This window comes from Desulfonema magnum, from assembly GCF_017377395.1.
Taxonomy (GTDB): domain Bacteria; phylum Desulfobacterota; class Desulfobacteria; order Desulfobacterales; family 4be13; genus Desulfonema_C; species Desulfonema_C magnum.
This window is the reverse complement of record NZ_CP061800.1, coordinates 2,246,111-2,266,957: the sequence shown is the minus strand read 5'-3', so window position 1 is coordinate 2,266,957 and position 20,847 is coordinate 2,246,111. Positions and strand designations below refer to the sequence as shown.

The window sequence follows — 20,847 nt, the reverse complement described above, 5'->3', positions numbered from 1 at the left end:
AAATGAAACTAACAACAAAAACACTATTTTTCATAATTCTGATGCTGTCACTGTCCATGTCAGCCATAGCTGGCGTTGTTCCGGACACCGGACAGTCTGAGTGGTACAACGACACTCAGAAAATGAACTCCCGCCCTCAGTCCGGGAAAGATTTCTATGGTCAGGATGCCAGCTATCTCATTAATCCGCCTTCTTACACCAAGTTAGATGCCCAGGGAAAAGACCTGGCACCTGACACAGAGGAATGGAGCATGGTGCGGGACAATGTGACCGGGCTGATTTGGGAAGTCAAGCAGGCAAAAGACGAAAAAGCCGATTATGGCAATCCTCATGATGCGGACAATGAATACACCTGGTATAACAGCAATTCTGAAACAAACGGCGGAAATTCCGGCGATCCCGGTGTGACCGGAAATACAGAGAACTTTATCAATACCCTGAATTCCGCAAAATTCGGGGGATATTCTGACTGGCGTCTGCCGGACAGAGAGGAACTCCGATCCATTGCGGATTACGGGAAATACATGCCGGCAACAGATACCGGTTATTTCCCCGGGACTGCCTCATCCGGGTACTGGTCTTCCGTCACTCTCGCAAATGACGCGGCCAAATCCTGGTGTCTCCATTTTGAGTACGGGCTGGAGAGCGGCCGGGGCAAGTCTTCCGAATACCATGTCCGGGCCGTCCGGGGAGGAGAAGGGGAGGACCCAAACCCTCTGGAGAATAATGACGAAACAGTTAAAGACAACGAAACTAAACTGATATGGCAGAAACAGGGGCCTGAATCACCCATGACTTGGAAAGATGCCCTGGCCTATTGTGAAAACCTTTCTCTTGGAGGTTCTGAAGAGTGGCGCCTTCCCACAATCAAGGAACTGGCCTCACTAGCAGACCTGAGCAAGAGTGACCCTGCTGTCAATGCCGAATATTTCCCGGATATAACAAAGAACGCTGTATATTGGTCTGCCACGACATATCTCAATAAGCCGGATTCTGCCTGGGGGATGGCCTGTGATCTCGGCAATGATAACACTTATATTAAATCAGATGCGTTCCGTGTCCGGGCCGTCCGGGGCGGCTGGGTGTCGGAGACCGGCAACCTGATTCTGGTTGCCGGCGGCGGCAAAGATACCCATGACCCCATGTATGACTCTGCTCAGTATCTCTCAGACATGGTTTATTCAGAATTTCTTGACCGCGAGTTCAGAAAAGAAGACATTTACTATTTCAATCCGGAGCCATTTCATGACATTGACGGTGACGGCACTGCTGACCTGATTGTCAACGATGACACACCGACTGTGAATGAACTCATCGAATCTATCAAAACATGGGCTGTGAACCAAGGCAATCCAGGACCTCTTTATCTCGTGGTAATCAGTCACGGCGGAATAAACACACTTGAAGTTTATCCAGGAGAGATCATCAACGCAAGCGATCTGAATGAAGCGCTTACGGCTTTTCAGAATGCCACAAACAGAGATGTGGTTGTGATAACAGAGGCCTGCAAATCCGGCAGCTTAGTAGATGAGCTGACAGATGGCTTGCCAAAGTCCGGGCCGAACCGCATGGTCATCACTTGCACAGATGAAAAAGATGCTTACCAGGGACACGAAGGACGTATCGCCTTTACCCATTTCCTCATGAACCAACTTCACGGCGGTAAGACTTTTGCTGATAGTTTCCATGACGCCAAAGAAAACTTGACAAAAAACGGCCCCCCTTACAGCCGCATGAATCCTGTTTTGGCTGAGGAATCTGACTATTCACTCTCAGAAAAACGATTAGGCTCTTTTTTTGTGATAGCAGGGCCTTTTCCGACTATTTCAGAGCAGCCTGAAAACAGAGAGATAAACTTTAATACGTCACAGGAATTCAGTGTGACAATTTCCGGTCTTTCAACAGAGGCTGAAGTATGGGCTGTGGTCAGGCCGCCTGATTACACTCCGCCTGCTGTGGTAGAAGACCTTAAAGCCCCGGAAATCACCCTGCCGATCTTTGATCTTACGGATGATGATAAAGACAGTGTCTTTACCGGTGTTTATAATGATTTCACCTGCAACGGAAAATACAGTATCATATTCTACGCTAAAAACGATGACGGGTTGATATCCTTGTCATCTCCCACAACAGTCACAGTGACGCCCCTGGTTGACTATAACGGCAATGGCAGCACAGATATCGGAGATGCGATCCTGGGGCTGAGAGTCATCGCGGGCATGGGGGCGGAGGACACGACTCTGTGCGGCGGTGATATCAACGAAGACGGAAAAATCGGTCTGGAGGAGATCGTTTATATCCTCAGAACGTCAGCAGGGTTGTGAGGGGTTCAGGGCTTAACACCTGGGGACTCCGGTTATGCTAAGTACCTGACCAAAATTTTGATCTGTCAGAGACCTCCGAGGTTTTAAAAACCTCGGAGGTCTCATGTCCGAAGATTTATGCTGATTATAACGGATTTAGGGGAGGGCACAACATCCTGAAATTATTATGCCGGAAGATGCCGTTTTCCCCGCATGTCATTCCGGGGAAAATTTTAAAAAGCCTGTGCCCGTGCAATGGTTCGGACAGTTTTTAACGGCGGATTCCGTAAAAACCGCCCTGTTTCCGGAATCGGAAAAGTTACATTTTTTGTAAGTTTTTATTGCTGTTAATTTAAGACAGTTATACAAAAACTTACAAATTTTGTAAGTTTTTCCTTTTGAAAAAAATGACAAAATTTGCAGGAAATTTTTCAGATCGGAGCCGCATTTTATTTCATGTCAGCCCGGAAGCTGACATGCGAATAAATACGGCAGGCCTGTAAAATAAAAATGATATCATAAGGATAAGTTCTGTCTCAGTGAAATTTGTCTGCAAAAACTGTCCGAACCATTGAATCCTTTGCCGCATAAACGGCGGGTTCCGGGTTGAAATCGGAATGACAGTGCCGCCGGGAAGCCTCCCCTAAATCCGTTATAATCAGGATTTATGGACAGGCACTTATATTCATCTCCCGGTCCCGGCCTGATTTCAGAACTCTGATTTCGGGACAATGGAAATTGCTTATATAACGGATCAATATAATGAGAAAAATCATATATCTTTTCTGATTATAACGGATTTAGGGGAGGCCGACAAAGCCCCGTGGGGGCGGCATATTTGTAGCATTCATCATGTCAGGCCGGCAAAGCCCCGCGGGGGCGTGCGAACCTGCCGCTGCAAATATGCCGCCCTTACGGGGCTTGTCGGGATGCCTGCAAACCTGCCGCTGCAAATATGCCGCTCTTACGGGGTCTGGTCGACCCTCCCCTAAATCCGTTATAATCAGTATCTTTTTATGATCATCATCTTGGTTTTCGGAACATCGGCCTCATCAGTCATGGGCCATGGCCGGTATAAAATAACCGCCAATTTCACTGAAACAGAAAAAGTCTGTCATATCACCGGCACTGTCAGGGATATTTCAGGAACGCCGGTTTGTCCCGCTGATGTCATATTTACCTGCGGATTCACGCAGACAAGGGTATCCGCCTTGCCTGACGGTTCCTTTGTGAACAACCCGCCGCCATTTGACTGCTGACGGCTTATGTTGTCCTCGCTCAGTTTTTCCAACACGGAAGCCCTTCGGCCTTTCGGATCAGTGTGATGTTCCCTCATTTTCCCGCAGTTCTCTCACTTCATTCAGGCTTAATCCTGTCACCTGTGCGATTTCATCCGGACTCAGCTTTCCCATGACAATGAGGCTCCGGGCAGTCTCTCTTCCTTTTTTCTCCATTCCTTTCCTTTCAGCGGCGGCCAGCATGGAAACCTCGTCTTTCAGGGCTTTTTCCCTCATTTCCGCGTGCTGGCGGGTGATGTCATCCGCACTCAGTTTTTCCAGCACGTCGAACGCCTTCCAAACCTTGGGGTTGGTGTAATGTTCTCTCATTTTTTTGTCCCCCTCCTCATGGGCATGGTTGAAAAAATGAAGCCATTCCAGCAGATTTTTGTTCCCGCACGTCTCTGTCATCCGCCTCAGTTTGGGAAGCTCGAAAAGATGCAGGCACATATCTTCTGTCAGGCGGAGGGCAGGATGATTCCGGTCTCTCAGCTCAAAGCGGAAATGAAATGTTTTCTCATACTCCGGAAATTCCGTGTAGTCAAGAAAGTGAATACCGATGACCGGTCTCAACGTTTCGTAATCCTCGCCGGATTCAAGCTGTTCCGAATACATCCTGCTCAGATAGTACAGAATCCGTTTGGAATAGGACGCGTATCTCCGCACCTGCATCTCGATATCATAGTGCCTGTTCTGATCGTCGGTCGCCCGGATATCCAGAATAATGAATTTTTTCGTCAGCTCTTCCGGCAGAATGGCGGGATTCCTCACTTCCACGGAGAGAATTTGCCGGTCACCGGGCAGGTCCAGCACACAGTTGACAAGATCCGTCAGAATTTCCGTATCCTGGGTAAAAAGCTTTTTGAATACAAAGTCAAGCCTCGGGGTCAGTAAAAATTTCATAAGATGATGTCTCCTGATGACGAACGTATCTCCATACCTTTCCTTTCAGCGGCGGCCAGCATGGAAACCTCGTCTTTCAGGGCTTTCTCCCTCATTTCCGCGTGCTGGCGGATGATGTCATCCGCATTCGGCTTTTCTGGTATGCGGAACGTCTTTCGGCCTTTCGGATCAGTGTGATGTTCCCTCATTTTCCCGCAGTTCTCTCACTTCATTCAGGCTCAGTCCTGTCACCTGTGCGATTTCATCCAGGCTCAGTTTTCCCATGGCAACAAGGCTCCGGGCAGTCTCTCTTCCTTTTTTCTCCATTCCTTTTTCCATACCTTTCCTTTCAGCGGCGGCCAGCATGGAAACCTCGTCTTTCAGGGCTTTTTCCCTCATTTCCGCGTGCTGGCGGGTGATGTCATCCGCATTCAGCTTTTCTGGTATGCGGAACGTCTTTCGGACTTTCGGATCAGTGTGATGTTCCCTCATTTTCCCGCAGTTCTCTCACTTCATTCAGGCTCAGTCCTGTCACCTGTGCGATTTCATCCGGACTCAGTTTTCCCATGACAATAAGGCTCCGGGCAGTCTCTCTTCCTTTTTTCTCCATTCCTTCTTTTACACCTTTTTCCATACCTTTCCTTTCAGCGGCGGCCAGCATGGAAACCTCGTCTTTCAGGGCTTTTTCCCTCATTTCCGCGTGCTGGCGGGTGATGTCATCCGCACTCAGTTTTTCCAGCACGTCGAACGCCTTCCGAACCTTGGGGTTGGTGTAATGTTCTCTCATTTTTTTGTCCCCCTCCTCATGGGCATGGTTGAAAAAATGAAGCCATTCCAGCAGATTTTTGTTCCCGCACGTCTCTGTCATCCGCCTCAGTTTGGGAAGCTCGAAAAGATGCAGGCACATATCTTCTGTCAGGCGGAGGGCAGGGTGATTCCGGTCTCTCAGCTCAAAGCGGAAATGAAATGTTTTCTCATACTTCGGAAATTCCGTGTAGTCAAGAAAGTGAATACCGATGACCGGTCTCAACGTTTCGTAATCCTCGCCGGATTCAAGCTGTTCCGAATACATCCTGCTCAGATAGTACAGAATCCGTTTGGAATAGGACGCGTATCTCCGCACCTGCATCTCGATATCATAGTGCCTGTTCTGATCGTCGGTCGCCCGGATATCCAGAATAATGAATTTTTTCGTCAGCTCTTCCGGCAGAATGGCGGGATTCCTCACTTCCACGGAGAGAATCCGCCGGTCACCGGGCAGGTCCAGCACACAGTTGACAAGATCCGTCAGAATTTCCGTATCCTGGGTAAAAAGCTTTTTGAATACAAAGTCAAGCCTCGGGGTCAGTAAAAATTTCATAAGATTAAGTCTCCTGATGACAGATGGATTCGGGACTTTTTTACAGATTTTGAAACTTCGGCGGTTTCCGAATACTCCCCTGATTTATTGCTGCTGCAACAGATTCAGTTTGAAATAAAACCCCTTGTTTTTCATCAGTTCCTCGTGGGTTCCGGATTCAATGATCTCTCCCTTGTTCAGCACAATAATTTTATCTGCATTCCGGGTGGTTGACAGGCGGTGAGCAACTATCAGGGATGTTCTGTTCTGCATGAGATTCAAAAGCGCTTCCTGGATTTTCGCTTCTGTTTCCGAATCAATGTAGGAGGTTGCTTCGTCAAGGATAATCACATCAGGGTTGCGGGCAAAGGCCCTTGCAATGGAAATGAGCTGGCGTTCGCCGCTCGAAATTGAGGCACCGCCTTCAGAAAGTTCAGTATCAAGCCCTTTTGGTAATTTGTCAATAAAAGATTTGCAATTTGACGCGGTTAAAATACGCTCTGTCTCTTCTTGTTTCCAGTCTCCGGCCCGGGAGTGAAAAGAATTCCCTTGAAAGATGTTATCTCTGATACTCCCTGAAAACAGAAAAGGATCCTGAGTCACCAGAGCCATGTTTGCTCTTAAAGCGGAAATCTCTGATTCTCTTATATCTCTCCCATTGATAAGCACCTGGCCGGATGTGGGATCATAAAACCGAATGATCAGATTAATCAGCGTGGTCTTGCCCGAGCCTGTGGGACCCACAACAGCGATGGTCTCACCCGCGTGTATTTTAAACGAAATCTCATTCAGCACGGTTTCATCAGGCAGATAAGCAAATGAGACAGCGTCCATTTCAATCTTGCTTATTTTTGAAGGCAGAGGATTAAAAACTGAAGCCTTTTCATGATGAGGCTGATCATGGGAATGAGGAACACAAGGCACAAGCTCGGGCAGTTTTTCCTCACTGTCCAGAATCAGAAAAATCCTTTCTGCCGACGCCATGGCATTTTGCATGACATTGTATTTTTGGCCAATGTCCTTAATAGGGCCGAAAAACATCTTTATATAAGCAAGAAAAGCAACCAGATCCCCCAGGCTGATAGTCTCTCTCAGGACGCTGGTTCCTCCGTAAAAAACCACCACTGCAATGACAAACACATCTAAGAACCCCATGAATCTCAGAAAACGTGCAAAAATCTTAACCTGATCCAGCCCTGCAAGATAGTGTCCATGGTTCAGTTCTTCAAAATCACGGTAATTTTTCTCTTCCTGCCTGAAGAGCTGAATAATCTTTATTCCGCCGATAGTCTCTGAAAAACGTGTGTTTATCTCAGCAACCTTTACCTTCAGCACCCGGAACACCTCTCTGGCCTGTCCTGCGAAATAAAGGGACGCGAACAAGATAAAAGGGATCACCGCAAAGGAAACAATCGCCAGTTTCCAACTGATACTGATGAGGATGATCATCACGCCGACAATCAGAAGGATGTCCTTGAAAATCAGCACAATCATGGAAGAAAACACTTCCTGCATATTTTGGACATCATTGGTGACCCGCGTCACAAGCCGTCCCACGGAATTACGGGTAAAAAATGAAATTGCCAAGCTCTGGATATGCGAAAAAAGACGCATCCGCAGATCATACATGGCCTTCTGGCCTGTATATTCCACGATGATAACCTGAAAAAAATTGAGAACAAAACTGACAGATATGGCAACAATAAAAATGGCAGCGGCAAGAGTGACTCCGGAAATATCTTGTCTGCGTAATACCGCCAAGTCCTCTTTCTCAAGTTTTGACAAGTCGTCAGAGGCAATCAGTGCGTAATTCTCCTCTGTTCTGAAGAGGTTTGAATATTTACGGATAATAGCTTTGGTTTCAGAATCGGTACTATTAATACTTAAATATCTTATTGTTGCGTTTCCAGTTTCCAGTTTCCAGTTTCCAGTTTCCAGTTTCGGCACAATATAGCGATCTATTGCAACTTTGCTAATGTAGGGAACGGAAAGATCAATCAGGCCGATGATGATAATCAGTGCCACAGAACAGATAAGAAAAAGCGCATAAGGTCTGAGAAACGGATATATCCGTTTTAACAACCTGATATCATATGCCTTACCTAACTTCTCTTCCTCAAAATATCCAAAATCGTGACGCATTTAAATCCTCTTGTATGATAAATACCCGGCCATTCAGAACGAGGAGTGCGAAAATGAAATTTTCGCATTACCCCTTTTACTGCCGAAAAATTGCGAAAATTTTATTTTCGCACTCCTCTTTCTTATTCGTGAACAGACAGACCGAGTTCCTCTTCTATTTGTTGCAGGTGAAATGTTCTCGCGTAGTAGCTTTCCTCCTGCATCAGTTGTTCATGTGTTCCGGATTCCGCAATACAGCCATTTTTTAATGTGATGATATGATCCGCAAACCGAACCGCTGAAATCCGATGGGATACAATGATAATTGTCCGAAAACCGGTCATGGAACGGATGACACTGAGAATATCGCTCGCGGTTTCCATATCCACCTGACTGATGGGATCATCCAGAATCAGGATGGGAGATGGCCGTATGAAAGCACGGGCAAGCGCGATACGCTGCTTCTGTCCTCCGGAAAGAATCACGCCTTTCTCTCCCACAACTGTTTCAAAACCATTTGGAAAAGATTTTATGGTATCATGCAGGGCAGCCGCTTTCACCGCTCTGATCAGATCCGCTTCTTTTGCCTCGGGATTACCAAAAATGATATTCTCACGAATAGTGGAAGCAAACAAAAACGGCTCCTGGGGCATAAATGAAATCAGCGATCTTACATCTCGGAGTTTCAATTTGCGAATATCCGTCCCATCTGTCAGAATGCGTCCCTGAGACACATCATAAAACCGAGGCAACAGATTTAAAAGCGTTGTTTTGCCAGCCCCCGGAGGCCCTATAATTCCCAGCGTCTGTCCCTGCTCCAATTGGAGTTTGAAACTTGAAACTTGAAACTTGAAACTTGAAACTTGAGTTTTACTCTCGAGTTTCGAGTTCCGAGTCTCAAGTTCCGAGTCTCGAGTTTCAAGTTTCAAGTCTCGAATTTCAAGTCTCGAGTCTCGAATTTCATAACCAAACGAGACGTTTTCAAAAACAATATTATTTTTGAATCTCCGAATGGGTTTTGCATCCGGGGTGTCATTAACTTGGGGGCGGGTTTCCAGAATGGCGTTAATTCTGTCGAGAGATGCCTTGCCTCGCTGAACAATGTTGGTTATGGTTCCGATTGCCATCATGGGCCAGGTGAGCAATCCGAGATAACTTCCGAATGCGACAAAATCTCCCGGTGTTATGGTTGTCATAATGGTTTGGTGACCTCCGACCCAGAGGATAATGCCAAGGCTCAGGTTTGAAAGAAAAGTCACCAGCGGAGAAAAAGACCCGGTGATTCTCGCGAGCTTCAGATTCTTGTTCACATACTCCCCGGATATTTCCTCCACTGTGGCGAGCGAATCCTTTTCTCTGTTATATGCCTTTATGATGCGGATGCCTGCAAAACGTTCTCTTACGGCCTCGGTCAGTTCCGAAAATGTGCCCTGAACTTCTCCGTACATTCGGTGCATTTTTTTTCTGAAAAACCACGAACACAGCATGACAAACGGCATGGGAATGAGCGCGAACATGGTCAGCCTGACATTAATATAGGCCATGAAACCAATACCGGCAGTTCCCAGAAAAGCAGTGTCTATAATTGTCACCATACCAATCCCCACGGACATGCGTATATTTTGCATATCATTGGTGGCATGAGCCATGAGATCACCGGTCTTTGTCTTATCAAAATAAGAAGCAGAAAGCGTCTGAATATGCGTAAAAAGTCTGTTACGCAATTCCTCTTCCACCTGCCTCGCTGTTCCGAGAAAACAACGAAGCCATCCGTATCGGAACAGGCCAATCATAATGGCAAGACCTACCAGATACAAGGCATACAGGGAAAGACCCGCCAAGTCTGCCTTATACGCAGTAAGATCATCAACAGCCCATTTGATAACACGGGGGAAAAAAAGTTGGAACAGATCAACTGCGATCAGACAGACAAAACCCGTGAGAAGATAAAAACGGTTTTGCGCAAGATAAGGCTTTAATAAATTAAAAGATTTCATTTGTGGTTTGTGATTTGTGGTTTGTAATTTGTGATTTGTGATTCGCCGCAATTTGTCAAGTGACAGCTAACTAAAGACAAAAAACAAATCACTAATCACTAATCACAGCTATTTCCCTAGAACTCATCAAATTCATGTTCGTCAAAAGGAATGATGTGCTTCGGATCAATTATGTCTTCGTTGTGTTTCAGTTCCGAAGACTGAATGTTTTCCAATTTTTCGGGACGCGTTATTTCAGGATTCTGTCCGTTGGCTAAGATTTTGGAGAGCGGATGAGCATCGGATGTCCGAGCAGACATCTGCTGGCCTGTAAGGTCCTTGCTTAATTTAAACTGTCCGAGAATCTCCCGGAGATCTGAAGCCTGTCGGTCAAGTTCCTGGGCAGCAGAAGCCGTTTCTTCAGCATTTGCAGCATTTTGGTGCGTGATCTGTTCGATTTGTCCGAGGCCCTGATTCACCTGGGCGATTCCCTGGCTCTGTTCCTCGGAAAACGCGGCAATTTCATTTACCAGAACAGCTACTTTTCTGGCGGATACGGCAATTTTGTTCAGAGCATCGGCCGTTTTTTCAGCGATCTCATTCCCTTTTTCAACTTTTTTTAATGCAATTTCAATAAGTTCGGATGTCTCACCCGCGGCTCTGGCACTGCTGCTGGCGAGGTTACGAACCTCCCCTGCAACCACGGCGAATCCTTTACCATGACGTCCGGCCCGTGCAGCTTCAACTGCGGCGTTCAGGGCCAGCAGGTTAGTTTGGAAGGCAATTTCATCGCTGACTTTGATGATTTTGGCAATGGCTCGGCTGGAGTCGTTGATCTCATTCATTGCCGCCACCATATTCGCCATTTCCTTTGTGCCATGGTTTGCTTCTTTCAATGACTTCTCGGCAAGCTGGTTCGCCTGAGAAGCGTTTTCAGCGTTCATCCGGGTCTGGGACTCGATTTCAACCATGGAACTGGTGGCCTCTTCAAGTGATGATGCCTGCTGAACTGTCCCCTGAGAAAGCGACTGACTGGAATCTGACACCTGGGTTGCGCCTGAATCCACACGAGTTGCAGCCTCATTCACCTGGGAGAGAAGATTTCTCAGGCTGAAAGTCATTTTTTCAAGAGCCTTGCCCAGCAAATCATTGTGAAAGGTAACTTCCACATCCAAGGTAATATCTCCGTCAGCAATAGCTTCAGCCAGGCGTGCTTTCTTTCTCTGAGCGTTCACAAGATCCTGAAGTGCGATTGCCATCTGTCCCATTTCTTCCCTGAGGATAAGGAGAGTTGCGGGGATGTCTCTCGACAAATCTCCTTTGGCGACTTCTTTCAGATGTAAAAGCAGCAAGTCAATTGCCCCGGTGATGTTCCGAGTGATGAGGAAAGAAGCTATGATACCGAGAAGCAGGGCTGCAATCAGACCGCCCAGAATTAGCTGTTTGGAGAATGCAATCTCATTGGACATTTTGCTTTCCTGATCCTGATATGCCTCCCTACAGACCTTCTGAGTCTTAGCTGCGTTTTCAGCCATTTTCTTATTGGCTTCCCATTGTTTGCGAGTGAGCGAAACAAAACTGTCAAAAGTCTCCTTATACGCTTTAAGTGCGCTGATCAGAGCGTTACCCTGCTTAATATTCAAATCAGATTTAAATTCAGATGTAATGTTTTGTGCCAGATCAAGGGTTTTGGCAAAATTAGCTTTTACCGCTTCTGCGTATGTCATATCATTTGAAATAATGAACTCTTTTTCATCCCTTCTGGAAACAAGAAAGAATTGTACAACCCGATTTGCATCATTCACCTTTATAAACTTTTTATTCAGTTTCGCTTCAAAATCAGCCTGGGCCTCTGCAAGCTGGGCTTTCTGATTCGTCAGGATTGCGTTCATCTCTTTTGTGGCAGACTCGGCAGTTTGACTCACCCTTTTTTTGTCAGCATCACTTTCGGTATCGAGATATCTCAGTACTGCTTCCTGATATTTCCTGTGATTTTCAAGCAACCTGTCGGCCTGACGGATATTTTTCTCTTGTTTGAACCGTGACTTCATATCATCTGTGAGTAATGAAATTCTTTGGTTCACAGCGTTCCATTCTTTTAAATACTGTTTTTCACCGTGTGTGATGAGCTTTCGGTAAGCTTTTGCTTCCAGCCTGTAATTAACAAGTTTGTTGGTATCATCAAGCTTGAGATTTTTGTCTTTTATCACTTCAGCGTGATCTGTTACGAGCTTGTCCAATTCGGTTTGCAGATTCAGGCAAATGGCCTCGGACTTGCCCAACGCTTCCTTTGCTTTATCTTGCATGTGCTTCATAGCAATGTCTTTTTCTTTTGCCAGATTCACATATTCAATAAATGTTTTTTCATATAGTTTAACTTCCGATGCAACCTGATCCATCTGATCTTTGTTAATCTTTTGATGAAATAGTTTGTTTGTTGTTTTAAGCTGTTCATAAATATTATTTATTTGCATACGAACATTTTCAGAATAAAAAAACTCTCCTGTTATGATAAAATCCTTCTCATTATCCATGGCTTCAAAAAGTTCTTTGACAATATCATCCACAGCTTTGGCTTTGCTCACTCTGTCCCGGATATCGTCAAAACCACGCATGCCCACAAGCGCGACAATTCCGGTGAAAACAAGCACAAATCCGAATCCTATGGTGAGTTTGAATCCCAGTTTCATGTTTTTAAACATAATATTCTCCTTAATTATGAATACAGATAATATCAGTAGATCGAAAAGTTTTCAGGCTGTCACAGGGCGGACGGGGAGAAACCCCATATGCATCAGGCTAAGACTGCCGGACGGGGTTTGCAACCCCGTCCGAAACGTTTGTTTTCGGGGGTCGGAAAATATTTCGGACGGGGTTGCAAACCCCGTCCGGCAGATCACGGGTTAATAAAAACAATGAGTTACGATCTTAGCCTGATGCATATGGGAGAAACCCGGCTTTTTCCGGGGGAGAGCATCCCGTCCTGAAAAAAAAGCCGGGTTTCTTTGCTGTCCTGCACACAATCCGGAAACTTTTCGATTTACTGAATATGTGTTGAATTTTTCTTTTAACGAAGTTTCAGATTGCTTTCAATATATTTTATATGGCATTTTCAAATTTTAAGTTTAACACCTTTAAATTCAAGAATTATAAGACATTCAGATTTATAAAAATATGGTAATGCGACACGGGTATTTTTCAAAAAATGGACGTTTTTAAGCAAAAATCAATACTCCTGCCCGGCCGGATGATAATCTTTTCAAAAAGGTTACGGAGGAAATTCGATCTGATAAAAGGAAAGGGATGAGATATCTCTTAAACTGACAATATAAACTCATAATACCGCTTTTAGCAAAAAGATTATTCGGAATGCCAAACTTACAGATTGACAGGATATTTTGCCGGACGGGGTTACAAACCCTGTCCGGCAAAATTAAGTACATAGCCATAAGTTTTCGATAGTTGCCAGAGAAAGAAACCCGGGTTTTTTCCCGGAATGATCCGCCTCCCGTGAAGGAAAAACCCGGGTTTCTCCGCGGTTCACAGAAAAAAAGATCTGATTATAACGGATTTAGGGGAGGCCGGCAATATGACAACGGATTCAGGGGATGAAACGGATAGTACCGGCCGGTATGACAGCGGTTCCCCGAAGGGTGTTTCCGATCCGGAAAGCCCTATCCCTTATCCCGGCAGGCAGCCCGTAATCCGGCGCCGCGGGAAGCCGATCTGAAAAGTCATATCCGTTTCATCCTTTTTATCCGCTGTCATATTCACGGCCGGAGCCTCCCCAAAATCCGTTATAATCAGAAAAAGATATATAAAAAACTTTTGATCGGGTACTTATAAATCAGTTCGGACGAGGTTGCAAACGCCGTCCGGCAGCATTCTGCAAAGCATCCGGCAAAAAATTGCCCCGAGTTACAGAGAACCGCCATTTGAAAGGCTATGTGTAAACAAAACCCCGTCATCCGCACATTTCTCAGCCAGTTCAAGCAAATGCCGATGATGGGTAAAAAAGATAATCTGCGTTTTCTCAGACAATCGGGCAAGCACCTCCAGGGTGGCAATGGCCCGCTCATCATCAAATTTGATCAGGATGTCATCAACAATGAACGGCATGGCCTCGTTTTTTTCCAGATACGCCTCAAGACTGGCAATACGAACCGCAAGATAGAGCTGATCCGCGGTTCCGTCACTCATGCCATCAACACTGACAATCTCCCTGCCCCCGGGCCGGACCCCCACAAGGGCCGCGTCTCCTTTTTCATTAAAATCAAGACGAAGCCCCTCAAATGAGCCAAGGGTCATATGAGTGAACAGCTCATTTGAACGGGTCAGAATCGGGCCCTGACTCTTCTCACGATATCGCTCAATGGCCTGATTCAGAACAGTTGAAGCAAGCCGGAACCGGACGTACTGCTCAACATCAGTTTCAAGAGCCGCCAGAATACTCTGAGATTCCTCTGCCAGCTCCGCTGCCCGGGCGCTGCCGTTCATTCTGCTGATCTCATTTTGTTCTTTTCCGATGGTCTGATCAATCTCGGACTTTTTCTGGCCCAGTATATCTGCCTCCTCCCGGAGCTGATCTGTATGAGGATCAATACTGTCAGGATCAACAGACCGTGCGTCCTGTATGAACTGATCAAGGGTCGCACCCGCGCTCAGTTTGCGAAGTTCATTCTCCATTTCTTCAAGTCTGACCTGAATCTCCTTCCGGCGGGCGGAATGTTCTTCAGCAGCAGGAAGTGACTCATAACTCTCACATCCGGCTTCCTCACACATCGCAGTGAGTTCGCCATGAATTTTGGCGATTTTATTTTTAGCTGTCCGAAGCTGTTTTTCCTCTTTCTGACGCTGCTTTTCCAGATTTTGCCACTGGGTTTTTGCCGCCCTGGCGCGGGTGAGCCGGGCATTCAGTTCCGTAACAATTTGGTCCGTGGGAAGCTTTAATAAATCCGGCGCGTCATGTTCGGCAAACTGCATCACTTTTTCATCAAACTCCGCGGCATCTCTGTCAATCCCCTCAATCCGCAGACGATAATGATTTGCCTCTTTGAGTTTCACAAAAAGGGTCTTGAGATCATCTGTCACAGCATTTGCCTGGCCCGGGGTGGCGTCCGCATCCAGTCCCAGCGTTTCAACAGCACCGGCCCATTGAGATCGCCAACGGGATAATTCCTCATTTATATTTTCAGCCCGTGTCTGGCGTTCTCTCAGCTCAACATCCCGCTGTTCCAATTCGCTGGAAAATTTATCTCTCGAGGCCCGCAGTTTATCCATGCGTTCAGCGATCTGTCTGCTTTTTTCAAGAAGATGGGTCAGTGTCTCTTCCTCACCTGCTGTGAATTCATCAAGCTTTTCAAGGCAGTTGATTAATTCCCTGCGAAAAGTGTCAATTTGCGTTTTCAGATTCTCCGCTTTGATATGTTGTTCCCGAATGGCTGACACCTGAGTGGCAAGATTCATCTGCTTTTGCACCCATGCCCGCATTTCTCTCGGTGATTTCGGAGAAATACCAAGCGGTTCCCATATGTCCAGCCATTCTTTCTTTAATCCATTGAACGCCTCCCCGGCTTTTTCTGCCTGTTTTTTTGAGCGCATGAATTTATTTTTCAGGGTTTCCCGTTCCGCAAGAAGCCCGGCCTTTTTTACAACTTTGTCTGCCTCACGCCGGAGCCGGTCTGCGATGGTGTCAGCCTGCTGAACCTCTGATTCATAGGTTTCCGCCACATCATTTGGGAGCGGAAAATCTGCCTTACGGATGAATTGCCAGCTTTGTTCGCGTTTTTCTCTGGCCTGATACAAATCCGCCTCGGTGGGAACCTCCTGTTCAAGACGGAGTTGCTCAATTCGACCTTTGTTTTCCAAGAGCGCATGTTCAAGTTCATCCATATCTGCCTGCTGCTTTTTGACCGCATCTTCCGCCTCCCTCAGACCCTGTTCATATCTCTCAATGGTTTCAGGCGAAGGAACTGGCAGATTTTCAAGGGATTCAAGGGTCCCTGTCCAAAGCCTCAGCTTTTTCAACCCGGCATTTGCGTCCGCCTCGGCTTTTCGGATTTCAAGACGCTGATTCTGATAATGGGCTTCCAAATCTCCGTGCTGCCGGGCCTTTTCCATCACACTCCGGAGTTCGTCCGTATCAAAAGGCGCGGCCATTTTGGAGAGTTTGGCTTTTATTTGCTCCTTTATCAGGGAAAGCCTGGCAATTTCCTCCCGGGTGTTTTCCTCCCGGGTTTTAAGCCTCTCATAAACACTGCCTAATTCCTGTATTCTGAAACTTTCTGCTTTTTCCAGACGGATCTGATCCGCGTGATCCAGTGTCATATCCCCCCGGAGTCCGCGGAGGATATCTTTTGCGTCCGATTCCCGGGTGATTTTTTCTCCCACAAGGCGTAAGCGGTCTTTTGCAGCCTTTCGGATGCTTCCGAGATTCTGATACATATCTTCGATAAAATCCGCTTTTTCAATGAGCGTATCCGGAACCTCCAGATTTCCGATTAGCTGACGAATGTCTTCCAGGTTGTGAATCGCCTGTTTTTCTTCATTTTTTACAATCTCAAGCGTGGTGAATGCCTTGCGCCGCTTTTTGCTGAAATCGTCATCCAGCATGACCGCATCCGCGCACACTTCAAGGTCGTTCAGCAGCTCTTTTCGCCGGGCCATGACCGGCAGGGCATCTCTGATCCTTTCCAGACGACGCGCGTCGCTCAGTTTTTTTTCGAGTTCCGCGTCAACGGATTTTTTTTCTTCAAGGGCATGACGCAATGCCTTGTCATGCTGATCCCATTCCTGGACCGATAATTCCGCTTCCCGAATGGCTTTCCGATTTTCCTTGAAATCTGAAATGGCTTTGTTAATTTTAGGTTTCTGTGCCGAAGGTTTGAATAAATTTTCAGCTTCGGCCCGGAGTTCATTCTGAATTTTTCGTAAATCAGATATTCCTGATCCCCCGGCAAAGAGTATCTGACCAATATCACCGCCGCCCCGGATAATTTCCTCTCCGCCCTGAACCAGACTCGCATGATCAATGCCGAACATGGTTTTGAAGAAGCCCTCGTCCACACCGCTTAAAAAACTCCGCAAATGAGATTCCTCGATTACCGTGGCATCATCTGCTGCCCGTAATGTATTGAGCCTGCCTTTCCGACGGATAAACTCCAGCAGGGTTCCGTCATCTCGGCGGACCAGACCTCGGATGCGTATTTTGGAATGCGGATGGATAAAATTATCCGAACATATATGAGGAATACCGTACAGCATTTGCCCAAGTCCGCGCAGGGCAGAGGTTTTTCCGGCCTCATTGGAACCATAGACAATATGAAGCCCTTCATGACCGCTGCTGAAATCAAGCTGCTTTTCAGTAAACGGGCCAAACGCAAGGAAACCGAGTTCAAGAATTTTCATTGGTCATCTCCTTTTGACATGAGGCGGCGGAGCAGCATGGGCCGAACCTGATCAAGCATTTCACTCAGCCACTCCGTATCTTCCGGAGAAACTGCGTCAGAAGCTTCTTTCAGTTCTCTTGGCAGCTTTTTCCACAGACGGTTCAAGGGTTGGCCGAGCAATTGCAATTGCTCCGGGTCGGCCCGGGTTTCATCCAAAAAACGAAGAATTTCTCCAATCGGTCCCCCGGATATGTCATCCGGTTCGTTTTCCAATGGAAACTGGGTGCGGAGCCGGACTTTTTCAACCCAGATATGATCTCCGCCCAGATCAACAGCCGCGGAACGAATCTCATTTGTCCATCGTTCCGGAGCCGCAGCAAGTGCCCCATGCGCATCAGACCGCCCCGATACCTCGATCCGGGCAACCAGGGGCAACCCGTCATTTTGTTCCAGAACATCCGAAAGTCTCTCATAAACACTGTTCACAGCGTCATAGGCATCGGCAACCTGCGACGCGTCAATGTCCACCTTTGTCCAGCGAATCACATCAAGGGGATGAAAAAGAACATTGGCACGCTCTCCGCCGGCAACATTGACGATCATACATCCCCGGGGGCCGGTTTCCCGGATATGCCTTCCCTGGATATTTCCCGGAAATACAATAAAGGGATCCTCCCAAAGCACCTCCCGCTGATGAACATGACCCAATGCCCAATAATCATAGCCTTTGGCGCGCAGCCCCTCGATGGTGGAAGGGGCATACGGTTCGTGTCCTTCCCGCCCGGTCACACAAGTGTGCAGCATCCCGATATTGAAGCAGCCTGAACGGGTTGGCGGATAAGCGGCGGACAAGTCCTTTTTCACGGCCCGGGTGGGAAAGCCCTGGCCATGGATCGCCACGTCAAGTGATTCAAGATGCACCGTATCCGGCTTATCCGTGGGAAACATATAAATATTCTCAGGAAGTCGGAGCGTTTTCGTCATCCTGCTGGCAGCATCGTGATTCCCGGTGATAATATAAACCGGAATATCCGCTTCCCGCAGTTTTGACATTTGCGAGACAAAATAAAGCCCCGTGTTGTAGTCCTTCCAATCGCCATCATAGAGATCACCGGAAATCAGGACAAAGTCAACTTCCTCGGCAATGGCGAGTCCCACGAGATTTTCAAACGCTCTCCGTGTGGCCTGGCGCAATGCTTCCACCGGCGCCCCCTCATAGCGCTCAAGCTTCAGCAAAGGACTGTCCAAATGAATATCCGCAGCATGAAGAAATTTAAACATACCAGCTCCCTTTTTTTAATTGAGAATTGAGAATTCTCAATTCTCAATTCTCAGTAGATCGAAAAGTTTTCGGACTATCACAGGGCAGACACGGCGGACAGGGGAGAAACCCGGCTTTTTCCGGCCGGGGAGATCGCCCATATGCATCAGGCTAAGATCGTAACTCATTGTTTTTATTAACCCGTGATCTGCCGGACGGGGTTTGCAACCCCGTCCGAAATATTTTCCGACCCCCGAAAACAAACGTTTCGGACGGGGTTGCAAACCCCGTCCGGCAGTCTTAGCCTGATGCATATGGGGAGATCGCCCCGTCCTGGAAAAAGCCGGGTTTCTTTGCCGCACCGCGCACAGTCCGGAAACTTTTCGATCTGGTGATTATCAATTATCAATTATCAATTATCAATTATCAATTTTTTAATAATAATACCAGATAGTTTTATAGTCTGAAATTTTCTCTCCGGCAGCTTTTAATTTTTGGAGATAATCGTAAATTGAGACATCCGTGTAAACATAAGTATCCATGAGAACGAATTTTTTCTCCCAGGGATGAAACTCGTAAACCCTTCGTCCGTCAGGGAGTATGGAGATAACATCATGGTGCTGCGACGCGCGAAGGTAGTTTTTCCCAAGACGCGGCACATTGAAAACAATCTCATCTGTGCGCACGGTTCCGGGCATGAGACGGGCTTCCTCATGCTGTTCCTGGATTAATCTGGCGATGGGGACGCGGTAGTTGTCGGTCTCTTCTTTGCCCTTGGTGTTAAAGGTGTAATAAGGTGTGACACCGATCAGCCGCAGCTTGTGGCGAAGAAGACAGGCTTCGAATTTCCTGGAATTGTAAAAAGTATAAACCAGCTGATTATAGACCTCAATGCCGTATTTCCGAAATTTCTGCACCGCTTCCATGGACTGGGGCGTGATTTCATAGGGGTGTTCATAATGCGTAATGATGATAATTTCCCTTTTCCCGGGATGATGAAAGCGATTGATTCCCCGCACCAGTGAATCTGTCATTCGCTGCGGAAGCGTGACCGGTGTTCGTGTGCCGATTCTGATTCTTTCCACATGGCTGATGCGTGAAAGCCTGGAAAGCAGATTTTCGATTCTTTCATTGGAAAGCAGCAGCGGGTCGCCTCCGGTGACGAGTACCTCACTGATCTCCGGCGTGTTTGCGATCCATTGTATGGCCGCGTCAAGTTTTTCCTTTGATATGGCGGCATGTTTTGAATAAACATCCTCAATCTCCCAGTTTCTCTGGCAATAGACACATATCTGAGGGCATGTCAGAATGGGTTTGAGGATGACGATGTTGGGATACCGCCGGGTAATCCCTTCAATGGGAGAAGTGTCATGTTCAAGCATGAAGTCCATTGAACGATTTCCGCTTTCCCTGTTTTCTTTCATTTTTTTCACATAATGAAGGGGAGGAATCACCTGGGCCCGCACCGCATAATCCTTTTTGCCGCCCGGTTCTTTGTCCATCAGGGAGACATAATACGGCGTGATGCCGAAGGGAATTTTATATTCCCGGGCAAGTTTCACGGCCTGATATTCCTCATCTGTCAGCTGGATAAGATTGTTCAGGGTATCTGCATTTCTTATGATGTGGCGAGTCTGCCATTTCCAGTTTCCCCAATCAAGCTCTGTGGCACCAAAGTATTTTAATATCCTTGCTCTGTTTAGGCTGCGCTTTCGCATCACGTGCTTATCCAGCCCGCAGGCGTAGCGGGTCATGAATTTTTCTGATCTTCTGGCCATTTTTGACAAATCCGAAGACCGCAGCTTTGATGCCTTGGCGCCTTCGTACTTCAGAAATGCAGGGGGTTTTTCAGAATAAACGCCTGTTTTTCCGGCAAGACCCCTTATAAGATGTTCAAATTCGGCGAAAAAACCAGGAGAGGGTTTCTCAATACCTTTAAGGTCATCCTTATGCAACAGATCATTTATGTACACAAGAAAATTGTAACCCGCAAGCCTTTCGCTTCTCGTCGTTAAAATATTTCTGAACATTTTGATGGTATTGCGGGTCAGTATCCATTCAAGCGACGGAATCTTAGGATCGTCTTCAAATATTGCGAAAAGCAGATCTGACAGAAAATATTTGATTTTTTTGCTTTTAACATCTGTGGAATCAGACGAAAGCATAATCTCTTTTAATTCCGGCGCATTGTCAAGTATGCTGACAATTCTTTTTCGAATTCTTTCTTTTTCCATCATACCTCCTTTAAAAGCTGTTCAAAATCGTTAATATTACCTTTGATCTGGGCCGTCTCAATCCCC

General features: G+C 46.8%; 12 protein-coding genes. 2 read left to right on the top strand and 10 right to left on the bottom strand.

From position 1 onward, the window contains the following. Positions 1–2 precede the first annotated feature (2 nt). Positions 3–2,324 (top strand): Lcl domain-containing protein, encoded by a 2,322-nt coding sequence (locus dnm_RS09095; protein ID WP_207682346.1) that lies wholly within the window; start codon positions 3–5, stop codon positions 2,322–2,324. A gap of 995 nt (positions 2,325–3,319) precedes the next feature. Further along, a complete protein-coding gene (locus dnm_RS09090) occupies positions 3,320–3,562 on the top strand; it encodes a hypothetical protein (protein ID WP_207682345.1) in 243 nt (80 codons plus the stop codon). A gap of 57 nt (positions 3,563–3,619) precedes the next feature. Here dnm_RS09090 and dnm_RS09085 read toward each other — a convergent pair whose 3' ends face one another. The 10 genes from dnm_RS09085 to dnm_RS09040 all read right to left on the bottom strand — a co-directional run bounded on the left by dnm_RS09085 (position 3,620) and on the right by dnm_RS09040 (position 20,784). Then, on the bottom strand, positions 3,620–4,483 hold the full coding sequence (locus tag dnm_RS09085) for an Rpn family recombination-promoting nuclease/putative transposase (protein ID WP_207682344.1): 864 nt from the start codon (positions 4,481–4,483) through the stop codon (positions 3,620–3,622). Then, positions 4,480–4,671, bottom strand: a complete 192-nt coding sequence (locus dnm_RS09080) for a hypothetical protein (RefSeq protein WP_207682343.1) — start codon at positions 4,669–4,671, stop codon at positions 4,480–4,482. Before dnm_RS09080 ends, dnm_RS09085 begins: the two co-directional genes overlap by 4 nt. Next, positions 4,652–4,954 (bottom strand): hypothetical protein, encoded by a 303-nt coding sequence (locus tag dnm_RS09075; protein WP_207682342.1) that lies wholly within the window; start codon positions 4,952–4,954, stop codon positions 4,652–4,654. Before dnm_RS09075 ends, dnm_RS09080 begins: the two co-directional genes overlap by 20 nt. Further along, entirely contained in the window at positions 4,935–5,822 is an 888-nt protein-coding gene (locus tag dnm_RS09070; protein WP_207682341.1) for an Rpn family recombination-promoting nuclease/putative transposase, read from the bottom strand. Before dnm_RS09070 ends, dnm_RS09075 begins: the two co-directional genes overlap by 20 nt. A gap of 84 nt (positions 5,823–5,906) precedes the next feature. Next, positions 5,907–7,943, bottom strand: a complete 2,037-nt coding sequence (locus dnm_RS09065; protein WP_207682340.1) for an ABC transporter ATP-binding protein — start codon at positions 7,941–7,943, stop codon at positions 5,907–5,909. A 122-nt stretch (positions 7,944–8,065) separates the two neighbouring features. Then, entirely contained in the window at positions 8,066–9,919 is a 1,854-nt protein-coding gene (locus dnm_RS09060; RefSeq protein ID WP_207682339.1) for an ABC transporter ATP-binding protein, read from the bottom strand. A 116-nt stretch (positions 9,920–10,035) separates the two neighbouring features. Continuing rightward, the gene (locus dnm_RS09055) at positions 10,036–12,600 is read right to left on the bottom strand and encodes a methyl-accepting chemotaxis protein (protein ID WP_207682338.1); all 2,565 of its coding nucleotides are present in this window, start codon (positions 12,598–12,600) and stop codon (positions 10,036–10,038) included. Between the two features lie 1,216 nt (positions 12,601–13,816). Next, positions 13,817–17,305 carry a YhaN family protein gene (locus dnm_RS09050; protein WP_207682337.1) on the bottom strand — a complete coding sequence of 1,163 codons (3,489 nt, stop codon included), beginning with the start codon at positions 17,303–17,305 and terminating at the stop codon, positions 13,817–13,819. Beyond that, on the bottom strand, positions 17,302–18,567 hold the full coding sequence (locus dnm_RS09045; RefSeq protein ID WP_207682336.1) for a metallophosphoesterase family protein: 1,266 nt from the start codon (positions 18,565–18,567) through the stop codon (positions 17,302–17,304). The genes dnm_RS09050 and dnm_RS09045 overlap by 4 nt, the downstream gene beginning before the upstream one ends. A gap of 414 nt (positions 18,568–18,981) precedes the next feature. Next, positions 18,982–20,784 carry a KamA family radical SAM protein gene (locus tag dnm_RS09040; protein ID WP_246556268.1) on the bottom strand — a complete coding sequence of 601 codons (1,803 nt, stop codon included), beginning with the start codon at positions 20,782–20,784 and terminating at the stop codon, positions 18,982–18,984. Between the last annotated feature and the right edge of the window lie 63 nt (positions 20,785–20,847).

What these genes read in the sequence shown, in the direction of transcription:
- dnm_RS09045 (WP_207682336.1), bottom strand. Translation starts at nt 18,567, where the DNA reads ATGTTTAAATTTCTTCATGCTGCGGATATTCATTTGGACAGTCCTTTG.
- dnm_RS09055 (WP_207682338.1), bottom strand. Translation starts at nt 12,600, where the DNA reads ATGTTTAAAAACATGAAACTGGGATTCAAACTCACCATAGGATTCGGA.
- dnm_RS09065 (WP_207682340.1), bottom strand. Translation starts at nt 7,943, where the DNA reads ATGCGTCACGATTTTGGATATTTTGAGGAAGAGAAGTTAGGTAAGGCA.
- dnm_RS09060 (WP_207682339.1), bottom strand. Translation starts at nt 9,919, where the DNA reads ATGAAATCTTTTAATTTATTAAAGCCTTATCTTGCGCAAAACCGTTTT.
- dnm_RS09075 (WP_207682342.1), bottom strand. Translation starts at nt 4,954, where the DNA reads ATGAGGGAACATCACACTGATCCGAAAGTCCGAAAGACGTTCCGCATA.
- dnm_RS09095 (WP_207682346.1), top strand. Translation starts at nt 3, where the DNA reads ATGAAACTAACAACAAAAACACTATTTTTCATAATTCTGATGCTGTCA.
- dnm_RS09085 (WP_207682344.1), bottom strand. Translation starts at nt 4,483, where the DNA reads ATGAAATTTTTACTGACCCCGAGGCTTGACTTTGTATTCAAAAAGCTT.
- dnm_RS09070 (WP_207682341.1), bottom strand. Translation starts at nt 5,822, where the DNA reads ATGAAATTTTTACTGACCCCGAGGCTTGACTTTGTATTCAAAAAGCTT.
- dnm_RS09050 (WP_207682337.1), bottom strand. Translation starts at nt 17,305, where the DNA reads ATGAAAATTCTTGAACTCGGTTTCCTTGCGTTTGGCCCGTTTACTGAA.
- dnm_RS09040 (WP_246556268.1), bottom strand. Translation starts at nt 20,784, where the DNA reads ATGATGGAAAAAGAAAGAATTCGAAAAAGAATTGTCAGCATACTTGAC.
- dnm_RS09080 (WP_207682343.1), bottom strand. Translation starts at nt 4,671, where the DNA reads ATGAGGGAACATCACACTGATCCGAAAGGCCGAAAGACGTTCCGCATA.
- dnm_RS09090 (WP_207682345.1), top strand. Translation starts at nt 3,320, where the DNA reads ATGATCATCATCTTGGTTTTCGGAACATCGGCCTCATCAGTCATGGGC.